General features: G+C 47.5%; 18 protein-coding genes. 9 read left to right on the forward strand and 9 right to left on the reverse strand.

The window, feature by feature from the left end:
* Nucleotides 1–4: 4 nt before the first annotated feature.
* On the forward strand, nt 5–664 hold the full coding sequence (locus tag ACRRQV_RS11690) for an HAD family hydrolase (protein ID WP_432530993.1): 660 nt from the start codon (nt 5–7) through the stop codon (nt 662–664).
* A gap of 77 nt (nt 665–741) precedes the next feature.
* On the opposite strand, the gene ACRRQV_RS11695 is transcribed toward ACRRQV_RS11690, so the two are convergent.
* Together ACRRQV_RS11695 and ACRRQV_RS11700 are read right to left on the reverse strand one after the other, a co-directional pair.
* Nucleotides 742–1,185, reverse strand: a complete 444-nt coding sequence (locus tag ACRRQV_RS11695) for a GDYXXLXY domain-containing protein (RefSeq protein WP_432530995.1) — start codon at nt 1,183–1,185, stop codon at nt 742–744.
* Entirely contained in the window at nt 1,182–2,348 is a 1,167-nt protein-coding gene (locus ACRRQV_RS11700; protein ID WP_432530997.1) for a DUF2157 domain-containing protein, read from the reverse strand. Before ACRRQV_RS11700 ends, ACRRQV_RS11695 begins: the two co-directional genes overlap by 4 nt.
* 284 nt (nt 2,349–2,632) lie before the next feature.
* Here ACRRQV_RS11700 and ACRRQV_RS11705 point away from each other — a divergent pair, with 284 nt between their 5' ends.
* The 3 genes from ACRRQV_RS11705 (at nt 2,633) to ACRRQV_RS11715 (ending at nt 4,725) form a co-directional block, all read left to right on the forward strand.
* The gene (locus ACRRQV_RS11705) at nt 2,633–3,739 is read left to right on the forward strand and encodes a GGDEF domain-containing protein (protein ID WP_432530999.1); all 1,107 of its coding nucleotides are present in this window, start codon (nt 2,633–2,635) and stop codon (nt 3,737–3,739) included.
* A gap of 106 nt (nt 3,740–3,845) precedes the next feature.
* On the forward strand, nt 3,846–4,451 hold the full coding sequence (locus tag ACRRQV_RS11710; protein ID WP_432531001.1) for an NUDIX hydrolase: 606 nt from the start codon (nt 3,846–3,848) through the stop codon (nt 4,449–4,451).
* Nucleotides 4,452–4,488: 37 nt separating this feature from the next.
* Nucleotides 4,489–4,725, forward strand: a complete 237-nt coding sequence (locus ACRRQV_RS11715) for a hypothetical protein (protein WP_432531003.1) — start codon at nt 4,489–4,491, stop codon at nt 4,723–4,725.
* A 50-nt stretch (nt 4,726–4,775) separates the two neighbouring features.
* Here the strand turns inward: ACRRQV_RS11715 and ACRRQV_RS11720 are convergent, their stop codons facing one another.
* The 5 genes from ACRRQV_RS11720 to ACRRQV_RS11740 form a co-directional block, all read right to left on the reverse strand.
* Complete coding sequence (locus tag ACRRQV_RS11720; protein ID WP_432531005.1) at nt 4,776–5,963, reverse strand: NRAMP family divalent metal transporter; 1,188 nt, start codon at nt 5,961–5,963, stop codon at nt 4,776–4,778.
* A gap of 26 nt (nt 5,964–5,989) precedes the next feature.
* Nucleotides 5,990–6,760, reverse strand: a complete 771-nt coding sequence (locus ACRRQV_RS11725; protein WP_432531007.1) for a LamB/YcsF family protein — start codon at nt 6,758–6,760, stop codon at nt 5,990–5,992.
* Nucleotides 6,757–7,737, reverse strand: a complete 981-nt coding sequence (locus ACRRQV_RS11730) for a biotin-dependent carboxyltransferase family protein (protein ID WP_432531321.1) — start codon at nt 7,735–7,737, stop codon at nt 6,757–6,759. The genes ACRRQV_RS11725 and ACRRQV_RS11730 overlap by 4 nt, the downstream gene beginning before the upstream one ends.
* Nucleotides 7,721–8,413 carry a 5-oxoprolinase subunit PxpB gene (gene pxpB, locus ACRRQV_RS11735; RefSeq protein ID WP_432531009.1) on the reverse strand — a complete coding sequence of 231 codons (693 nt, stop codon included), beginning with the start codon at nt 8,411–8,413 and terminating at the stop codon, nt 7,721–7,723. The genes ACRRQV_RS11730 and pxpB overlap by 17 nt, the downstream gene beginning before the upstream one ends.
* A gap of 333 nt (nt 8,414–8,746) precedes the next feature.
* The gene (locus ACRRQV_RS11740; protein WP_432531323.1) at nt 8,747–9,568 is read right to left on the reverse strand and encodes a transporter substrate-binding domain-containing protein; all 822 of its coding nucleotides are present in this window, start codon (nt 9,566–9,568) and stop codon (nt 8,747–8,749) included.
* Nucleotides 9,569–9,775: 207 nt separating this feature from the next.
* Here ACRRQV_RS11740 and ACRRQV_RS11745 point away from each other — a divergent pair, with 207 nt between their 5' ends.
* The 4 genes from ACRRQV_RS11745 to ACRRQV_RS11760 are packed head-to-tail and all read left to right on the forward strand — an operon-like array spanning nt 9,776 to nt 13,311.
* Entirely contained in the window at nt 9,776–10,414 is a 639-nt protein-coding gene (locus ACRRQV_RS11745) for a TetR/AcrR family transcriptional regulator (protein WP_432531011.1), read from the forward strand.
* Entirely contained in the window at nt 10,411–11,304 is an 894-nt protein-coding gene (locus ACRRQV_RS11750; protein WP_432531013.1) for an ABC transporter ATP-binding protein, read from the forward strand. Before ACRRQV_RS11745 ends, ACRRQV_RS11750 begins: the two co-directional genes overlap by 4 nt.
* The gene (locus ACRRQV_RS11755) at nt 11,304–12,908 is read left to right on the forward strand and encodes an ABC transporter permease (protein ID WP_432531015.1); all 1,605 of its coding nucleotides are present in this window, start codon (nt 11,304–11,306) and stop codon (nt 12,906–12,908) included. Before ACRRQV_RS11750 ends, ACRRQV_RS11755 begins: the two co-directional genes overlap by 1 nt.
* 25 nt (nt 12,909–12,933) lie before the next feature.
* Nucleotides 12,934–13,311: a VOC family protein gene (locus ACRRQV_RS11760; RefSeq protein WP_432531325.1), complete on the forward strand. Its 378-nt coding sequence runs from the start codon at nt 12,934–12,936 to the stop codon at nt 13,309–13,311.
* A gap of 67 nt (nt 13,312–13,378) precedes the next feature.
* Here ACRRQV_RS11760 and ACRRQV_RS11765 read toward each other — a convergent pair whose 3' ends face one another.
* Nucleotides 13,379–14,068, reverse strand: coding sequence for an LrgB family protein (locus tag ACRRQV_RS11765; protein WP_432531017.1), 690 nt, complete (start codon nt 14,066–14,068; stop codon nt 13,379–13,381).
* Between the two features lies 1 nt (nt 14,069).
* Nucleotides 14,070–14,441, reverse strand: a complete 372-nt coding sequence (locus tag ACRRQV_RS11770; RefSeq protein ID WP_432531019.1) for a CidA/LrgA family protein — start codon at nt 14,439–14,441, stop codon at nt 14,070–14,072.
* Nucleotides 14,442–14,599: 158 nt separating this feature from the next.
* Here ACRRQV_RS11770 and ACRRQV_RS11775 point away from each other — a divergent pair, with 158 nt between their 5' ends.
* Nucleotides 14,600–15,298 carry an AIM24 family protein gene (locus ACRRQV_RS11775; RefSeq protein WP_432531021.1) on the forward strand — a complete coding sequence of 233 codons (699 nt, stop codon included), beginning with the start codon at nt 14,600–14,602 and terminating at the stop codon, nt 15,296–15,298.
* Nucleotides 15,299–15,362: the final 64 nt, after the last annotated feature.

The raw sequence follows: 15,362 nt of genomic DNA on the forward strand, positions 1-15,362 counted from the left end.
GCCAGTGGTCAAAGCGGTATTATTTGATTTAGACGGGACGTTATTAGACCGGGATTCATCGGTCGAGAGCTTTATCAGCAGCCAGTATGACCGATTGGGAAAATGGGTTGGCCATATTCCGAAAACCGAATATGCCAGCCGTTTCATTGAACTGGATCGTCGGGGCTATGTGTGGAAAGATAAAGTCTATACGCAGTTAATAGAAGAATATCAGATTGAGTTGACTCCGGACGAATTGCTGCAGGATTATTTATCCGAATTCAAGCATCATTGTGTACCGTTTCCGAATTTGATCCCTCTGCTGGACGAATTAACTAAGAAATCCATCCAGCTTGGGCTAATCACCAATGGCCGAGGGCAGTTTCAGTTGGACAATATCCGGGCGCTAGAAATTGAAGCCTATTTTGATGTGATTTTGATTTCCGAATGGGAAGGGTTGGAAAAGCCTGACGCAAGGTTATTCTTGCGGGCGTTAAACCAATTGCAAGTCGCTCCTTGCGATAGTGTTTTTGTCGGTGACCATCCGGAAAATGACGTAAAAGCAGCGAATAATGTAGGCATGCAAGGTGTTTGGAAACGAGATTCTCCGCAGAAATGCGGCGATGCTGATGTAATAATAGACGACTTACTTGAAGTGCTTGAAGTGATGCGTGAACGTGTATAAGAAAGTGAATGTTAAACTCTTGGCCTTTTCAAACATAAAGCCGCCATTCCCAATAATAGGAATGACGGTTTTATTTGTTATTGCCGGGCTTCCAAATTTAATGGGCGAATGCTGCCCCACGGTGCCACGTCAAGCGTCACTTCCAAGTCGCGGGCTTGTTCGAGCCCCGGCCCGGTTCCTTGCTCGACGTAATATTGTTCAAGTTGGGGAGCGCTGATTTCGTTATTGTAATTTGTTCCCTTGATTGCTCCAAAAAACGGCTCGTTTTCGATTCGATCAATGACTGCATAGCCGTCCGCCCCTTCTTTCAGCGTGAAAAAGACGTCGCCGGTTTCCACTCCAGCGTTCGGCTTCAAGTCGGGATATTGCAATAATACATATTCGCCGAGAAACGGGTCGAATGGATCATACGGTTCGGCGCGCAGCTTGTACTGCTCACCAAACCAGGAAGCTGCATAAAAACTCAGGACCACGAGCAGGACAAAAAGCGTTTGCGTGATTGGAAACAGCCAAGATTTCATGTGGCTACACCTGCTTTCTTGCGGTTAACCCACCAAGCAATTCCAGACAAAGCAAAGAGCAGCAGCGCTCCGAGCAAGAAGAAGAGAGACATATCGAGCCGTTCCCAGGCGTAGATAAAGTAAAGAACAAATTGCACGACGATGAAATAAACAAAACCGAGCGCAAGCGGCCCGTTGCGGCGATGCGCAACAGCTAAATAGCCGAGAGCCGTAAGTTCCGCCAAAACGGCTAAGCCAATTGCCGTATCGTCAAATAGCAGCATGCCGGCCAAGCCGAGAGCAGCAATCCAGATGATTGGACGGAACCGGACAAAGCAAAGTGCCGCAATGCCAACTGCCACAATCAATAAAGCGATCGATTCGCCCCAATTCAAATCCTCGAGCGGCGATTCCGTTGCACCCCTGATGGACAAATAAACAACCAGTTGGAGTGCGCCGAGCAGAAGGTAAAGCGGCCGCAACAGCTTTTCTTTTTCAAGATCTGCAAAAAACAGCAGCGGCACAAGCGCAAACAATGTCCAAATTGGAAGCAGCACACTGTTGTAGTCAAGAAGCTGCCAAAGCGCCAGCCCTGAACCGAATAACAGCAGCCAACTAAAGACCGTCGTCGTAACAGTTGCACGGCTAAAGTAAAACCAGACGAATGCCACTGCGATAAAGGCGATCCATTGAAACCAGCCGATCGAACCGCTTAATAAGACGATGCCGAAAATGAAAGCAACGACCGTATAGGATACATGTTTCCAGTAAAAGTAATGGGCGAGCGATGCCAAGAACATGGCCCAGCCCAAAAGCACGCCGGATAAAGACAGGTGAAACGACTGCATGGCGACGATGATACTTGCGCCGAACATTGCGAGCCCGATCATCCTAAAAATATGAGGGCGCCCAAATTGCTTCCGCTCCGCCAAATAGCCGAAACCGTAAAACAGCCACATCAGCAAAACAACGAGCCCAATTTTTACAGAGCCAGGCATCGCTTGCCAATTGGCAGCGATAAAACTGAAAACAGCGAGTGAAAAGAAAATGAGTCCAATGACTAAAAGCAATGGCAGTTTAGAAGGAGCGGGCTGCTGTTTTTCAAAAGCCAGGATGCGTTCGGCTGCAGGTTGGTCGATTAAGCCTTGTTCTATCCACTGTTTGACTTTCCGTTCGATTTCCATACAAGCACCCCCTATAACTTCATTATAGTCTTAAAGAAATTGAATAGACAGATAATTTTGGTTGCGTTTCTTGTTTCTTTTGACATGGTATTCAGGATGTCATTGACAAATATTCCCGTATATCGAATAATAATGTAATGACTAAAATACTTAAGAACTAATAAAGCAAAGAACTTACTACAGGGGGTTCTTTTTTTATTCGCAGCAATGCAATAGGTTGTAAAGCCTTATTGAACTGATTGTGGCGAAGAGTTTATTGGCGGTTTAAAGGAGCTTTTTGTTAAATGACTATTTTGCTTTTTTTCTTTTTGGAAAACATGGCGCTAATTATTGCCTTGATGTACATGGGGCTGCGCATCAAAGAAATACTGTCTTTAGAAATAAAAAACTCTGCCCAGATGCTCTGGACGTACGCTCTTTTCATCAATTTTATGACTGTCTCTGTCATGTACCATCCGTATCAGCATGAAGGCATGCGCATCGATTTGCGGGAAGTGCCGATTTTTTTCATCTCGTATATCGGAGGATGGAAATTTGGAATTCTTTCCAGCCTGGCACCGACTGCTTATCGGATTTACATGGGTGGGCCGACAGTGGTGGAGGGCATTCTTCAATCGATTGTTTTGCCGATTATAATAGGTTCAGTGTTCTATTTGAAAAAACCATCGAATCAAGTATTTATCCTCATTCACATCAAGCGGCTTATATTTGGTTTTGTTTTATACGAATTCCTTAAAACGATTGTTATGCTTTGGACAACGCCAATGACCCTGTTTATCGCTTTAACAACGTTTGGATTTGCGCTAATTGCGGTTACGGCAATGGCGTTAATGTTGAATGAAGAAAACCGCAACTTGTTGTTAAGAAGCGAGCTGGAGGTTTATTCGAACGAAGATCCGCTGACGCAGCTGCCAAATATCCGTTTTTTCAAAAACAAAGTGGAAAATCTCCTTGCCCAAAACGTTCCGATTTCCATTGTCATGTTTGACGTTGATTATTTTAAGAATTTTAACGATACGAATGGCCATCAAAAAGGAGACATGGTGCTCATTCAATTAGGAGGATTGCTGAAAGATACGATAAGAAAAGATGACGTCATTGCCCGCTACGGCGGAGAAGAATTCATCATTTGCTATACGGATGCCTTAAAAAGCGATGGCATTGAAACAGTGGCTGACCGCTTTCGCCAAAAAGTCCAAAATTACCGGTTTGAAGGCGAAGAAAATCAGCCGGGAGGCAATTTGACCATTTCCCTTGGAATGAGTTTTTCCTCCAGGCACAAAACATTGGCACACATTATCGAAGAAGCGGACCAAGCGTTGTACCAATCCAAAAAGTCAGGAAGAAACTGCATTACCGTTTATCAGGAAGAAGAAAGAAATATAGTTTAAAAGCCGGTGCCATGTGGTGCTGGTTTTTATTTGTTTCAGGTAAATCATTCACATCATTCGAATTTTTTGCTACGGTAGCAACAAGAGAAGAAAAGGGGGCCAGACGGTGGAAACGGAACAAATTGCTTATTGCAGCGAAGAGGGTCAGCCGCTTGGTGTGGCGGCGCGAGAAGAAGTCCATAAACGAGGCTTGTGGCACGAAACGTTCCATTGCTGGATTGTCAGCAAAAGGGACGGGAGAGACGTAATCCATTTGCAGCTGCGGAGTGCAGAGAAGAAAGACTTTCCGGATTTATTGGATATAACGGCAGCTGGCCATTTACTGGCGGGCGAAACCGTTGAAGACGGCATCCGGGAAGTGGAAGAAGAGCTCGGAATTGCCGTTGCGTATTCCAGCTTGATTCCGTTGGGGGTCATAAAAGACCAAATCAGGCATAAGGATTTTATTGATAACGAACGGTGCAACGTTTTCTTGTATCAAGCGCCGCCCAACGTAGAGGAACGGTACATGCTGCAGCAAGAAGAAGTGGCGGGGATGGTGGAAGTAGAATTCGAAGCGTTTTACAGTTGGTGCTTCGGTGAACAGGACGAACTGGAAGTCTGCGGCATGGGCCGGCTGCTGAATAAAACCGTCACGCTGAAGGACTTGGTGCCGCATAGCGAAGCATACTGGCAAAATGTAGCTCAAGCCATCAAACAAGAAATGGTGTAAAGGGTATTTTTCAAAGACGCGAAGAGGATGTGCCACTATGAACAACATCGATAAACGCAATCGCCTGGATGAAGAAGTGTTCACTTACCGCATCGGCAAAAATAATAACGTATTTATTGCCTTCCATGGAAAAGAAATCAAAATCGTCAAAGGCAAAGAAGCAGATAAGCTGCTGACCCGCATCCAACAAGCGGAAACAGCCAAAGACGTCCAATTGGCATTGGCGAAAATCACGGGCAATTTTAAACATGGCAATGAAAAAAGCCAGAAATAAAACAAGGCTCCATTTCTCAGTGTTAGAGAAATGGAGCCTTGTTTCTTATTTTATTTGAAAAGGGCTGGAATGCCGTTGAATAATGTGTAGATGCCCATCCACGCCATGGCAATGACAATGATAATCCCGACGATCGTCATCCAAAGGGGATGCTTGTAATCGCCGACAATTTTCGCTTTATGCGCCGCAATCAGCATCACGGCAAGGGCAATTGGCAAAATCAAGCCATTGAGAGATCCGACAAGCACCAAGATCAGCACTGGCTGGCCGATGATGACAAAAATTAATGTGGAAACCAAAATAAACCCGATGGTGATGTGGCGATGGTATTTTTCAAGCACAGGGCTGAATGTCCGGATGAACGACACAGACGTGTAAGCAGCGCCGACAACCGACGTAATGGCAGCTGCCCACAAGACGACCCCAAAAATTTTATAGCCGATGTTTCCGGCCGCATGCTGGAAAACGGAAGCGGGCGGGTTGTCCGGGTTAAGCACAAACCCTTGTGTGACAACACCAAGCACAGCCAGGAATAAAATAATGCGCATCAATGAAGCAATCCCAATCGCGTAAATCGAACTGCGCGTTACTTCGGGCAAAGCTTTCGGACCAGTTAGCCCAGCATCAACAAGGCGATGCCCGCCTGCAAAGCTGATATAACCGCCGACGGTGCCGCCGACTAGCGTAACGATGGCGAAAATATCGATCGTGTCCGGGGCAAACGTTTTTACGACGGCTTCGCCAAAAGGCGGCTGCGCCACAATCATGACGTAAACCGTCAAACCGATCATTACAAACCCTAAAATTTGTGCGAAGCGGTCCATCGCACGTCCCGCTTCTTTCACCACAAAAATGCCGACTGCCAACACACAGCTTAAAATGGCACCGGTTTTAGCGGAAAGGCCAAACAACACGTTGACGCCTAGTCCGGCGCCGGCGATATTGCCGATGTTAAAAGCCAGTCCGCCGAGCGCGACCAAAAATGCGAGGAAGTAGCCAAGGCCGGGAAGAACGTCGTTGGCAATGTCTTGTGCCCGTTTTCCCGAAACAGCGATGATGCGCCAAATATTAGTTTGCGCACCGATATCAATAAGAACGGAAATTAAAATGACAAAACCAAATGAAGCAAGAAGTGTATCGGTGAAAACGGTCGTTTGCGTCAAGAACCCCGGACCGATAGCGGAAGTCGCCATGAGAAAAGCGGCGCCGAGCAAAATGCTGCGGTTCGTGTTTTTCATGTGAGTTCACCCCTTTGAGTTTGTAATTACATAAATTCCTGTACTTTTACAACATCAATGCCTGTGTCGCGAAGCGTTTTTGAAATTTCTACTGCAAAGTCAAGTGCGGTGGCGCCGTCGCCGTGGATGCAAATGGTATCTGCTTGGATTGCAATGTCTTGCTTTTCAACCGTTTGAACTTTGCTTTCTTTTACCATGCGGATCACTTGACGGATAGCTGTTTGTGGATCGGTGATCAAGGCATTGGACTGTGTCCGCGGCGTTAAGGTCGCATCCGGCTGGTAAGTGCGGTCCGAAAACACTTCATTGGCAGTGCGCAAGCCGATTTTTTGTCCGGCTTTGACAATTTCGCTGCCGGATAAGCCGAATAAAATCAGCTCCGGATCAATTTTATAAACCGCTTCAGCAATCGCTTCGGAAAGTCCGGCATTTTTCGCAGCCATGTTATAGAGTGCTCCGTGCGCTTTGACGTGCTGCAAGCGGCCGCCTTCTGCTTGGACAAAGCCAGCTAATGCCCCGATTTGGTAAACGGTTAAATCATATGCTTCTTGAGGCGTAATCGCGATATTCCGCCGGCCAAAACCGACAAGATCCTGAAGGCCAGGATGCGCCCCAATGCCGACGTTTTTTTCGAGCGCCAATTGCACCGTTTTGCGCATCGTTGCTGGATCGCCCGCATGGAAGCCGCAAGCGATATTCGCTGAGGTGATATAATCCATGATTTCTGCGTCTCGGCCCATCGCATAAGCCCCGTAACTTTCGCCCATATCACAATTCAAGTCTACTTTAAATGTCATGCCCATTCCTCCCATTTGAGTTGAATGCTGATTTTTAACTGCTGTATTTTTTGTTCTTCGTCAATCAACAACTGTTGAGCTTCTTGAAGCGATACTTCTTCCAAGCGCAGCCGGTCGCCAGGTTTCAATTGACTGACAAGCGGCAAGTCGACTGAAGCCACTTGCCCGATTTTCGGATAGCCGCCGGTTGTTTGGCGGTCAGCCAACAAGATGATGGGATTTCCGTCCGAAGGCACTTGAATCGATCCGAACGCCACCGCCTCGGAAATCAGTTCGCCAGGTTCTTGCAGCGACAACAGCGGGCCCTCTAACCGGTAGCCCATTCGGTCAGAACTGGCCGACACCGAGAAGAAATCACTGAACAGGCGCTTCTGGCTATCGTGGTTAAACAACGCGAACTGACGGCCTTTCAGCAGCCGGACGGCGGGCTCTGCAGAGTAGCGGGGAGAGGGGACTTGCCACTCGGTTTCTTCGCCTATTGCTTTTTTCAAAGCGGCAGCATGAGGTGCAGGCGCGGATCCTACTTCCAACCGGTCGCCCGTTTTTAAGGAACGGCCTTCAAACCCGCCAATTTCTGCCCGCAAATAAGTGGATTTGCTGTTCATAAGCTCCGGAACGAAAATGCCGCCCGCTACAGCCAAATAAACCCGGCAGCCCATTTTCGGAGCGCCGAAAGTCAACGTGCTGCCTTTTCTAACAGCAAGCGGCCGCCACATTCCGACAGTTTCCCCATCAAGCTGCGGAGTTAAATCGCCCCCGCACAAGGCAATGAAGACGTCCTCTTCGAATTGAATAGAAGGGCCGACAAGTGTGATCTCTAACGTTGCGTCATTGTCTTGGTTGCCAACAAGTAAATTGGCGATCCGGTGGGCATAGGGATCCATAGCGCCGCTTGCGATAACGCCGTATTTTTGAAAGCCATAGCGCCCAAGGTCCTGCACCGTTGTTTGAAGGCCGCTTTTAAGAATTTTCAACATCATCCTCATCCTTCCAGGCATGATACTCGCTTTCTGATATTTTCCGGAAAACGATTTGGTCTCCCGCGCGCAGCAAACTCGGTACATCTTGTTCGGGGCGGAATAGCCGGATCGGCGTTCGGCCAATCAGCTGCCAGCCGCCCGGCGTTTCGATCGGGTAGACACCGGTTTGCTTTCCGGCAATGCCGACGGTCCGCTCCGGAATGCGCAAGCGCGGGGAGCTTCTTCGAGGGGCGGCAATTTTTTCAGACATGCCGCCGATAAACGGAAACCCTGGTGCGAATCCGATCATGTGGACCGTGTACGTGCCGCCTGTATGAATCGTGATGACTTCTTCCGGGGTCAAGCCATTGTGCTCGGCGACAAACTCCAAGTCCGGACCAAATTCGCCGCCATAGCAGACAGGAATTTCAATGGTTCTCGTTTCAACATCGGAAGCTTCAGAAGTTTTTGTAAGCAGTTCTTCCAATTCTTTTTGCACCGTATCGTATGTGGCAATCACCGGGCTGTAAAAAACCGCAATGGTTGTAAAAGCAGGGATGGCTTCGATCATCCAAGCGGGTGGATGGGCTTCTAGCAGTGCGGCGATCCTTTTTACCTGGCTTTGCGTGTCATCATTAATTTCTGTGCCGACTTCAATGACAATTGCCTGATCGCTTAAAGGAGAAAAATTCATCTTTTCACCCCACTTTTATATTAGTTAGATTAATTAGTTAATTGTATCGATAAAAACAGGAGATGTCTTGCGTTCAGGCGTTTATTCGTAATTTTTTATACTATCAAGTACCCGTTCTCAAACGGTTCTAAAGCCGCACCACAAATTTTAATAAACACGATTCTAATGAAATGGAAGCAGCAGTTTCGCAGCATAGAAATATGGAGTTGAAATAGTAAATAGAAGGGGCGGACGCAAGTGAATCTTCAGCAGAGCAAGTAACTGTTGCCATGGTAAGTAAATCAAAAAAATTCTCCATAAAAAAGAAGCTGCCCCCAGAGGACAGCTTCTTTTTTACTCTTCAATATCCACTTTTTGAGTCACATCGGCGCCGTTAAAGAATTCACCGGAAATTTTGGCAATTGTGCCGTCTTCCAGCATTTCGTTGATCACACGATTGACGTTTTCTGCAAGTTCTTTGTTGTCTTTGTTCATGACGACGCCCACTTCAGACGGGCTGTATTTTAAGTTCGGATGAATGGTGATTTCAAGTTCTGGGAATGCAGCGATAGCCAAAGTTTGAAGATAGTAATCGTTCAAAATGACATCGGTGCGCCCAATTGCCACATCGCGCAAATACGTTTCGTTCGTTGCGTTGTCATAAACGACTTCTTCGGCGCCATATGAGCGGGCAGTTTCCATATAAACCGAAGTGGAAGCGCCGGCCGCTTTTTTGCCTTTCAAGTCTTCCAGTGTTTCAATGCCGGATAAATCGTCTTTGCGGACGATGGCTGTTCCGTATGAAAATTTGAATGGTGTAGAAAAGGCAAAGTTTTCTTTGCGGTCTTCTGTCACTTCAATGTCATTTGAGGCCATATCCACTTGCCCGGTTTGGACAGATGTCAGCATTTCGTCAAAGCCAAGCTCGGTAAATTCGATTTCCAGTTCCAGGCGTTTGCCGATTTCGCGGACCACTTCCACTTCAAATCCGGTCAACTCATCGGTTCCTTCTTCGCGGTACGATGTTGGGAACAGCGTTCCAGAAGTAGCGACGTTTAATGTACCTTCTTCTTGAATCCGGTCCCATTCTGTAGTTTTTTCTTCAGCTGTGTCGGCGCTTTCATTGCCGCACCCAGCTAAAAGGACGATAGACGCAATGCCTGCTGCTATGGCCATTCCTTGTTTGTTCAATAAATTCTTCAATATATTCTCCCCCTTATTCTTTGTCCTTCCAAAATATAGCATTGCCCCGACGAACGGTAAAGGCTTCTTGCTTTAAAAGGAATAATCGAATTATTCTTATAATTAAATTGACCACCTTGGTCGAAGAGGATTATAATAGACTCGACCGGAGTGGTCTACACATGAAAAGAAGGTGACAAGATGGAGAAATTCACCGCCCTGGAGCCGGAAAAGCAACAAACAATTTTAAATGCAGCATTGGCCGAATTTGCAGAACATGGTTTTGAAAAAGCTTCAACCAATCGAATTGTCAAAGCTGCCAGCATTGGCAAAGGCATGCTGTTTTATTATTTTAAAAGTAAAAGAGACCTATACGAATATTTAGCAGATTATAGCTTGGACTTCGTCAAAAAGGAATATTTCAACTTAGTGGATCTGAGTGAAAGGGATTTTATCGAACGCCTGAAAAAAATATCGGCAATCAAATTCAAGGCACAAACTGAAAATAAGTACGTCTTTAATTTTATCGGCACGTTTGTGCTGGCGAAAGACGCAACCATGCCCGCCCATATCCAACGGAAGTACGAAGACCTGCAGCGGATTAGCAACAAGATGCTGTACGAAGGAATAGATTTGGCCTTGTTCCGAAGCGATGTCGATGTCGAAAAAGCGTTCAAATTGATCCGTTGGTCGATCGAAGGCTATCAGAACGAATTGCTGCAGAAGCTGGAAGGGCAACATCTGGCGTCTATTGATTTTGACCCTTATTGGCAAGAATTTTACAGCTACCTGGATATTTTAAAGAAAAGTTTCTATAAAGAAGGGGAGCGGGAAGCATGACCATTTTGCAGACAAAGGGGCTGACAAAAAAGTTCGGGAATTTTGCTGCACTGGACGGAGTGGATATCGAAGTGGAGAAAGGCGAAGTCTACGGCTTTATCGGTCCAAACGGTTCTGGAAAATCCACCACTATCCGCGTGCTCCTCGGCATACTAAAGGCGACAGAAGGGCAAGCGACTTTGTTTGGCAAAGACTCTTGGAAAGATGCCGTCGAAATCCACAAACGCGTCGCTTACGTACCGGGAGATGTAAACCTTTGGCCAAATTTAACGGGAGGCGAAGTGATCGATTTATTTGTCAAACTGCGCGGAGGCAACAATAAAAGCCGGAGAGATGAATTGATCCGCCGATTTGATTTGGATCCAAGAAAAAAATGTCGGACGTATTCAAAAGGGAACCGGCAAAAAGTGGCGCTCGTTGCCGCGTTTTCTTCCGATGCCGACTTGTATATTTTAGATGAACCGACTTCCGGACTGGATCCATTGATGGAACGGGTTTTCCAGGAATGCATTATGGAAGCGAAAGCCCAAGGAAAAAGCATTTTGCTGTCGAGCCATATTTTGTCCGAAGTGGAGAAGCTATGCGACAAAGTGGCGATCATCCGGCAAGGCAAGATTATTGAAAAAGGGACGCTGCAGGAACTCCGGCATTTAACTGGAACAATGCTGCTAGTAGAAACGAAGCAGCCGATTTCCGGGTTAACCGAACTGAAAGGCGTCCACGGCATTGAAGAAAAAGATGGCGCGCTATCCTTTCAAGTAGATGCGGAGGAGCTGGATCCCGTAGTTCGCTACGTCAGCCAGTTTGGGGTAACAAGAATGGAAAGCGCACCGCCGACGCTCGAAGAATTGTTCATGCGCCATTACGAAGGAGCAGGAGGCGTGTCGTAATGGAAAAGCACCTTTTTACTGAAACCGGAAGCTTAACGCGTTTTGTGCTGCGCCGCGATCGCATCCGGCTGACGATTTGGATTATGGCTTTTGTGGTTTCTACATTGGTAATTGCAGTGGCATTTACCGATCTTTATAAGAATGCACAGGAGCGGCAAGCGATAGCGGAAACAATGAAAAACCCAGCAATGACAGCGATGGTTGGTCCCGGATACGGCTTGGCCAATTATACGGAAGGGGCCATGATGGCGCATCAAATGCTCTTGATGACAGCGGTGGTTGTGGGACTGATGAGTGTGTTGCTGGTTGTTCGCCATACGCGTGCAGATGAAGAAGATGGCCGCATTGAAATGGTGCGCTCTCTTCCAGTCGGGCGATTGTCGAATGCAGCGGCTACGCTTTTGGTGATGTTTCTGGCCAATGTTGTACTAGCGGCATTAACAGGGATTGGGCTTTACGCTCTTGGCATTGAGACGATGGACTTGGAAGGTTCCTTATTGTACGGCGCGGCATTAGGGGCAACAGGTATGGTTTTTGCCTCGATTACGGCGGTGTTTGCGCAGCTTTCAGGAAATGCCAGAGGCGCAATCGGCCTTTCCATCGCGGTGTTGCTCGGGGCATACATGGTGCGGGCGGTTGGAGATATCAGCAACGAAGCTCTTTCGTGGCTGTCGCCGCTCGGCTGGATTATCCGGTCGGAAGTGTATGTCAATAATTATTGGTGGCCGATTTTCTTGACGGCCGGAGCAGCTGTAGTGTTAGCGGCACTGGCATTATACTTGAACGCCATCCGTGATTTGGGTTCCGGCTTTCTGCCTTCAAAACCTGGAAGGACGAACGCTTCCTGGGCACTGCAAAATTCTTTTGGCTTAGCCGTCCGGCTGCAGCGGACCGGATTGCTTGCTTGGGCGATTGGCCTATTTGTGCTCGGTGCATCCTACGGATCGGTACTCGGGGATTTGGAGTCTTTTTTTGCAGATGTGGATATCATGCAGCGGATGCTTATTGAGCAAGAAGGTTTTACATTGGTGGAACAATTCGTTCCTGTCCTCATGTCAATTATGGCAATTATCGGGACCATTCCGGTAATGATGGCGGTACTAAAGCTAAAAGGTGAAGAAAAAAACGGCCGGTTGGAACATGTGCTGGGCCGCGCGGTATCGAGAAATCGATTAATGGGCAGTTATTTATTGCTTGGGTTCCTGACAAGCGTTGTGATGCTGGCACTGGCTGGGCTTGGTTTAGGAATGGCTGGAAATCCAGTACTGGAAGAAAAACTTGCGCTCAGCATGTTCGTTAACTCGGCTTTCGCTTATTTGCCGGCTCTTTGGATCATGCTTGGCCTTGCGCTGCTGTTGATTGGATGGGCACCAAAATTCACCGGCTTGGTTTGGCTGTATTTGATGTTCTCTTTTTTCGTCGTGTATTTGGGGAATCTATTTCAAATTCCGGATTGGGTAAAAAAATTATCGCCGTACGGCCATGCTTCCCAAATCCCGTTAGAGGAATTGGATTTCGTGCGCGCTGCCGTTTTGTCGGTTATCGCCGTGCTTCTAGTAGTGCTTGGAATGATTGGATACAATAAACGAGACACAGGAAATTGAAAAGGAGAGTGGGACGATGGAACAACTGCCGAAAATCACTACATTTTTGATGTTTGAAGGACAAGCGGAAGAAGCGATGAAGTTGTATACGGCCGTTTTTGAGGACTCGAAAGTTGTCAACTTGGTGCGCAATGAAGATGGCTCAATGATGCAAGCCGTTGTTTACTTGAACGGGCAGCCTTTTATGTTTAGCAACAGCAGCGTCAAACACGAATTCACCTTTACGCCGTCGATTTCGCTGTTTGTAACTTGCCATTCAGAAGCAGAAATTGACGCAGTCTATGACCGTTTGCTTGAAGGGGGCCATGCGCTCATGCCGCTAAGCAATTACGGCTTCAGCCAAAAGTTCGGCTGGCTCAACGACCGGTTTGGCGTTTCGTGGCAATTGAATTTGCCGGAGTAATCAAAAGCCCCTGTCCAAAAATATGGACAGGGGCTTTTTGCAGAACTCTAGAATTTCAAAACCCAGACTAAAAGAACAGCCAGACAAGAGCTGGACCGAGAAACGAGCCGATGACGGCGCAAAGCGTCATGGCTACTGAAGCCATGGAACCTTCTTTTATTCCGTATTCAAACGCTTTTGCCGTTCCGAGGCCGTGTGCAGCGGAGCCGAGGGCAATGCCGCGGCCGATTGCTGAATCGATGCCGAGCATGTTCAACAGCCAAGGACCAGCCAGGATGCCGGTAAACCCGGCCACCATCACAAAAACGACAGCCAATGGCGGAACGCCGCCCAATTCTTCAGCCACTTGCATCGCAACAGGCGTTGTTAACGATTTGGGCAGCATCGTCAAAAGCATTTCATTCGAAAACTGGAACAGCTTCGTCAATGCCATGCCGCTGGCCATGCCAAACACCACGCCCGCACCGACGCCGATTGCGATCGGCAGCAAATTTTGCACCAGCACATCTCGCTGCTTATAAAGGGGAACTGCGAGTGCGACGACTGCCGGTCCGAGCAGCGAACCAATCCACTGGCCGCCAAGCATATACCGGTCATATGGAATATCAAATAAGAGCAGCATGGCGATCAACGTGAACGTTGTCGTCAATACAGGAGTCAGCACCGTCCAGCGGTATCTTGTATAAAGCCCATTGAACAGAAGATAAAAAACGATGGTCGTTCCGGCGAACAACAAAGACAGCAAAATCATCTCCATTTCAACGTTCCTCCTTTCTTTCCGCATTGCGGGAAGACCACTGGCTGAGAAGTCCGGAAACCGCCATAGTAGCCAATGTGCTGATAATGACAATAACAATTAGCCAAACGCCTCTGCCGCTCAACACATCCCCGTACCCAATGACGCCGACCGTTGCTGGAATAAAATACAGCGACAAAAACGCCAGAAGAAAATGAGCGCCGGATTCAATCCAGCGCAGCGGGTAAATCTTCAGCATAAGCGCGGCAAACAAAATCAAAAAACCGATTATACTCCCGGGAAGAGGAAGGCCAAAGAAGCCGCGCAGCCAGTCGCCCAGCCAATAAAACCCGTATAAAACGAGTATTTGAATAAAGATAAGGAAAAATTTCATTGAATTCGCGCCTTTCATTTTAAACCCACTTGCATCTTCTCATTATTTTACAGCAAACGACAAAAAAACGGCAATGCACAGCGCTTAGCGCTTGGAAATCCGAAACTTTCGCTGCCTTCCGTACGTATGTATAGAAAAAGCGAATGGGGGAATAAACTGTGGAAAACTACACAATCGATGAATTTATTCGAAAAACGCAGCAAGACGAACGGGAAAATGATTATTTTGAATTGGAAACGCCGCGGATTTTGGAAGTGAACTTAACTGATATGGTTTGGGCAAAAGCGGGGTCGATGATTTCCTATACGGGGCAGATCAAGTTTGAACGTGAGCGAATCATGGAGCATGGCCTTGGCACGATGTTCAAAAAAGCGCTGACCGGTGAAGGTACTTCGCTCATGAAAGCGACCGGGCGGGGCCGGTTGTATTTGGCGGATAAAGGAAAGAAAATCACGATTTTCGAGTTGAACGATGAAGCGATCACCGTCAACGGCAATGACTTGCTGGCATTTGAACCGGGCATTGAGTGGAACATCAACTTCATGCGGAAAGTGGCCGGGATGATGGCAGGCGGATTGTTCAATGTGACGTTGAAAGGACGAGGGAGAGTCGCCATCACGTCCCACTATGAGCCGTTGACGCTGCTAGTGCGGCCGGGGGAATCGGTTATCACCGATCCAAACGCAACCGTTGCTTGGTCCGGAAATTTAACACCGGAATTCCGTACGGATATCAGCTTCCGCACATTTCTCGGACGCGGCAGCGGCGAGTCGATCCAGATGGAATTCACAGGCGAAGGGTTCGTCATTGTCCAGCCATTTGAAGAAGTGTATTTGTCCCCAACCACTTCATCTTAATGCAGTTTGAAGCCTTTTGAAACGGGAATAGGGAGAAAAAAACAGCGTTCTCACCTGTTTTGAA

Source organism: Planococcus sp. YIM B11945 (genome assembly GCF_050864155.1).
GTDB lineage: Bacteria > Bacillota > Bacilli > Bacillales_A > Planococcaceae > Planococcus.

Bases quoted from the DNA above. Each gene is read 5' to 3' on its own strand.
- pxpB (WP_432531009.1), bottom strand. From the start codon at position 8,413: ATGAATTTTTCTCCTTTAAGCGATCAGGCAATTGTCATTGAAGTCGGC.
- ACRRQV_RS11755 (WP_432531015.1), top strand. From the start codon at position 11,304: ATGGAAAAGCACCTTTTTACTGAAACCGGAAGCTTAACGCGTTTTGTG.
- ACRRQV_RS11725 (WP_432531007.1), bottom strand. From the start codon at position 6,760: ATGACATTTAAAGTAGACTTGAATTGTGATATGGGCGAAAGTTACGGG.
- ACRRQV_RS11695 (WP_432530995.1), bottom strand. From the start codon at position 1,185: ATGAAATCTTGGCTGTTTCCAATCACGCAAACGCTTTTTGTCCTGCTC.
- ACRRQV_RS11700 (WP_432530997.1), bottom strand. From the start codon at position 2,348: ATGGAAATCGAACGGAAAGTCAAACAGTGGATAGAACAAGGCTTAATC.
- ACRRQV_RS11730 (WP_432531321.1), bottom strand. From the start codon at position 7,737: ATGTTGAAAATTCTTAAAAGCGGCCTTCAAACAACGGTGCAGGACCTT.
- ACRRQV_RS11765 (WP_432531017.1), bottom strand. From the start codon at position 14,068: ATGGAGATGATTTTGCTGTCTTTGTTGTTCGCCGGAACGACCATCGTT.
- ACRRQV_RS11750 (WP_432531013.1), top strand. From the start codon at position 10,411: ATGACCATTTTGCAGACAAAGGGGCTGACAAAAAAGTTCGGGAATTTT.
- ACRRQV_RS11740 (WP_432531323.1), bottom strand. From the start codon at position 9,568: ATGGCCATAGCAGCAGGCATTGCGTCTATCGTCCTTTTAGCTGGGTGC.
- ACRRQV_RS11705 (WP_432530999.1), top strand. From the start codon at position 2,633: ATGACTATTTTGCTTTTTTTCTTTTTGGAAAACATGGCGCTAATTATT.
- ACRRQV_RS11745 (WP_432531011.1), top strand. From the start codon at position 9,776: ATGGAGAAATTCACCGCCCTGGAGCCGGAAAAGCAACAAACAATTTTA.
- ACRRQV_RS11770 (WP_432531019.1), bottom strand. From the start codon at position 14,441: ATGAAATTTTTCCTTATCTTTATTCAAATACTCGTTTTATACGGGTTT.
- ACRRQV_RS11720 (WP_432531005.1), bottom strand. From the start codon at position 5,963: ATGAAAAACACGAACCGCAGCATTTTGCTCGGCGCCGCTTTTCTCATG.
- ACRRQV_RS11715 (WP_432531003.1), top strand. From the start codon at position 4,489: ATGAACAACATCGATAAACGCAATCGCCTGGATGAAGAAGTGTTCACT.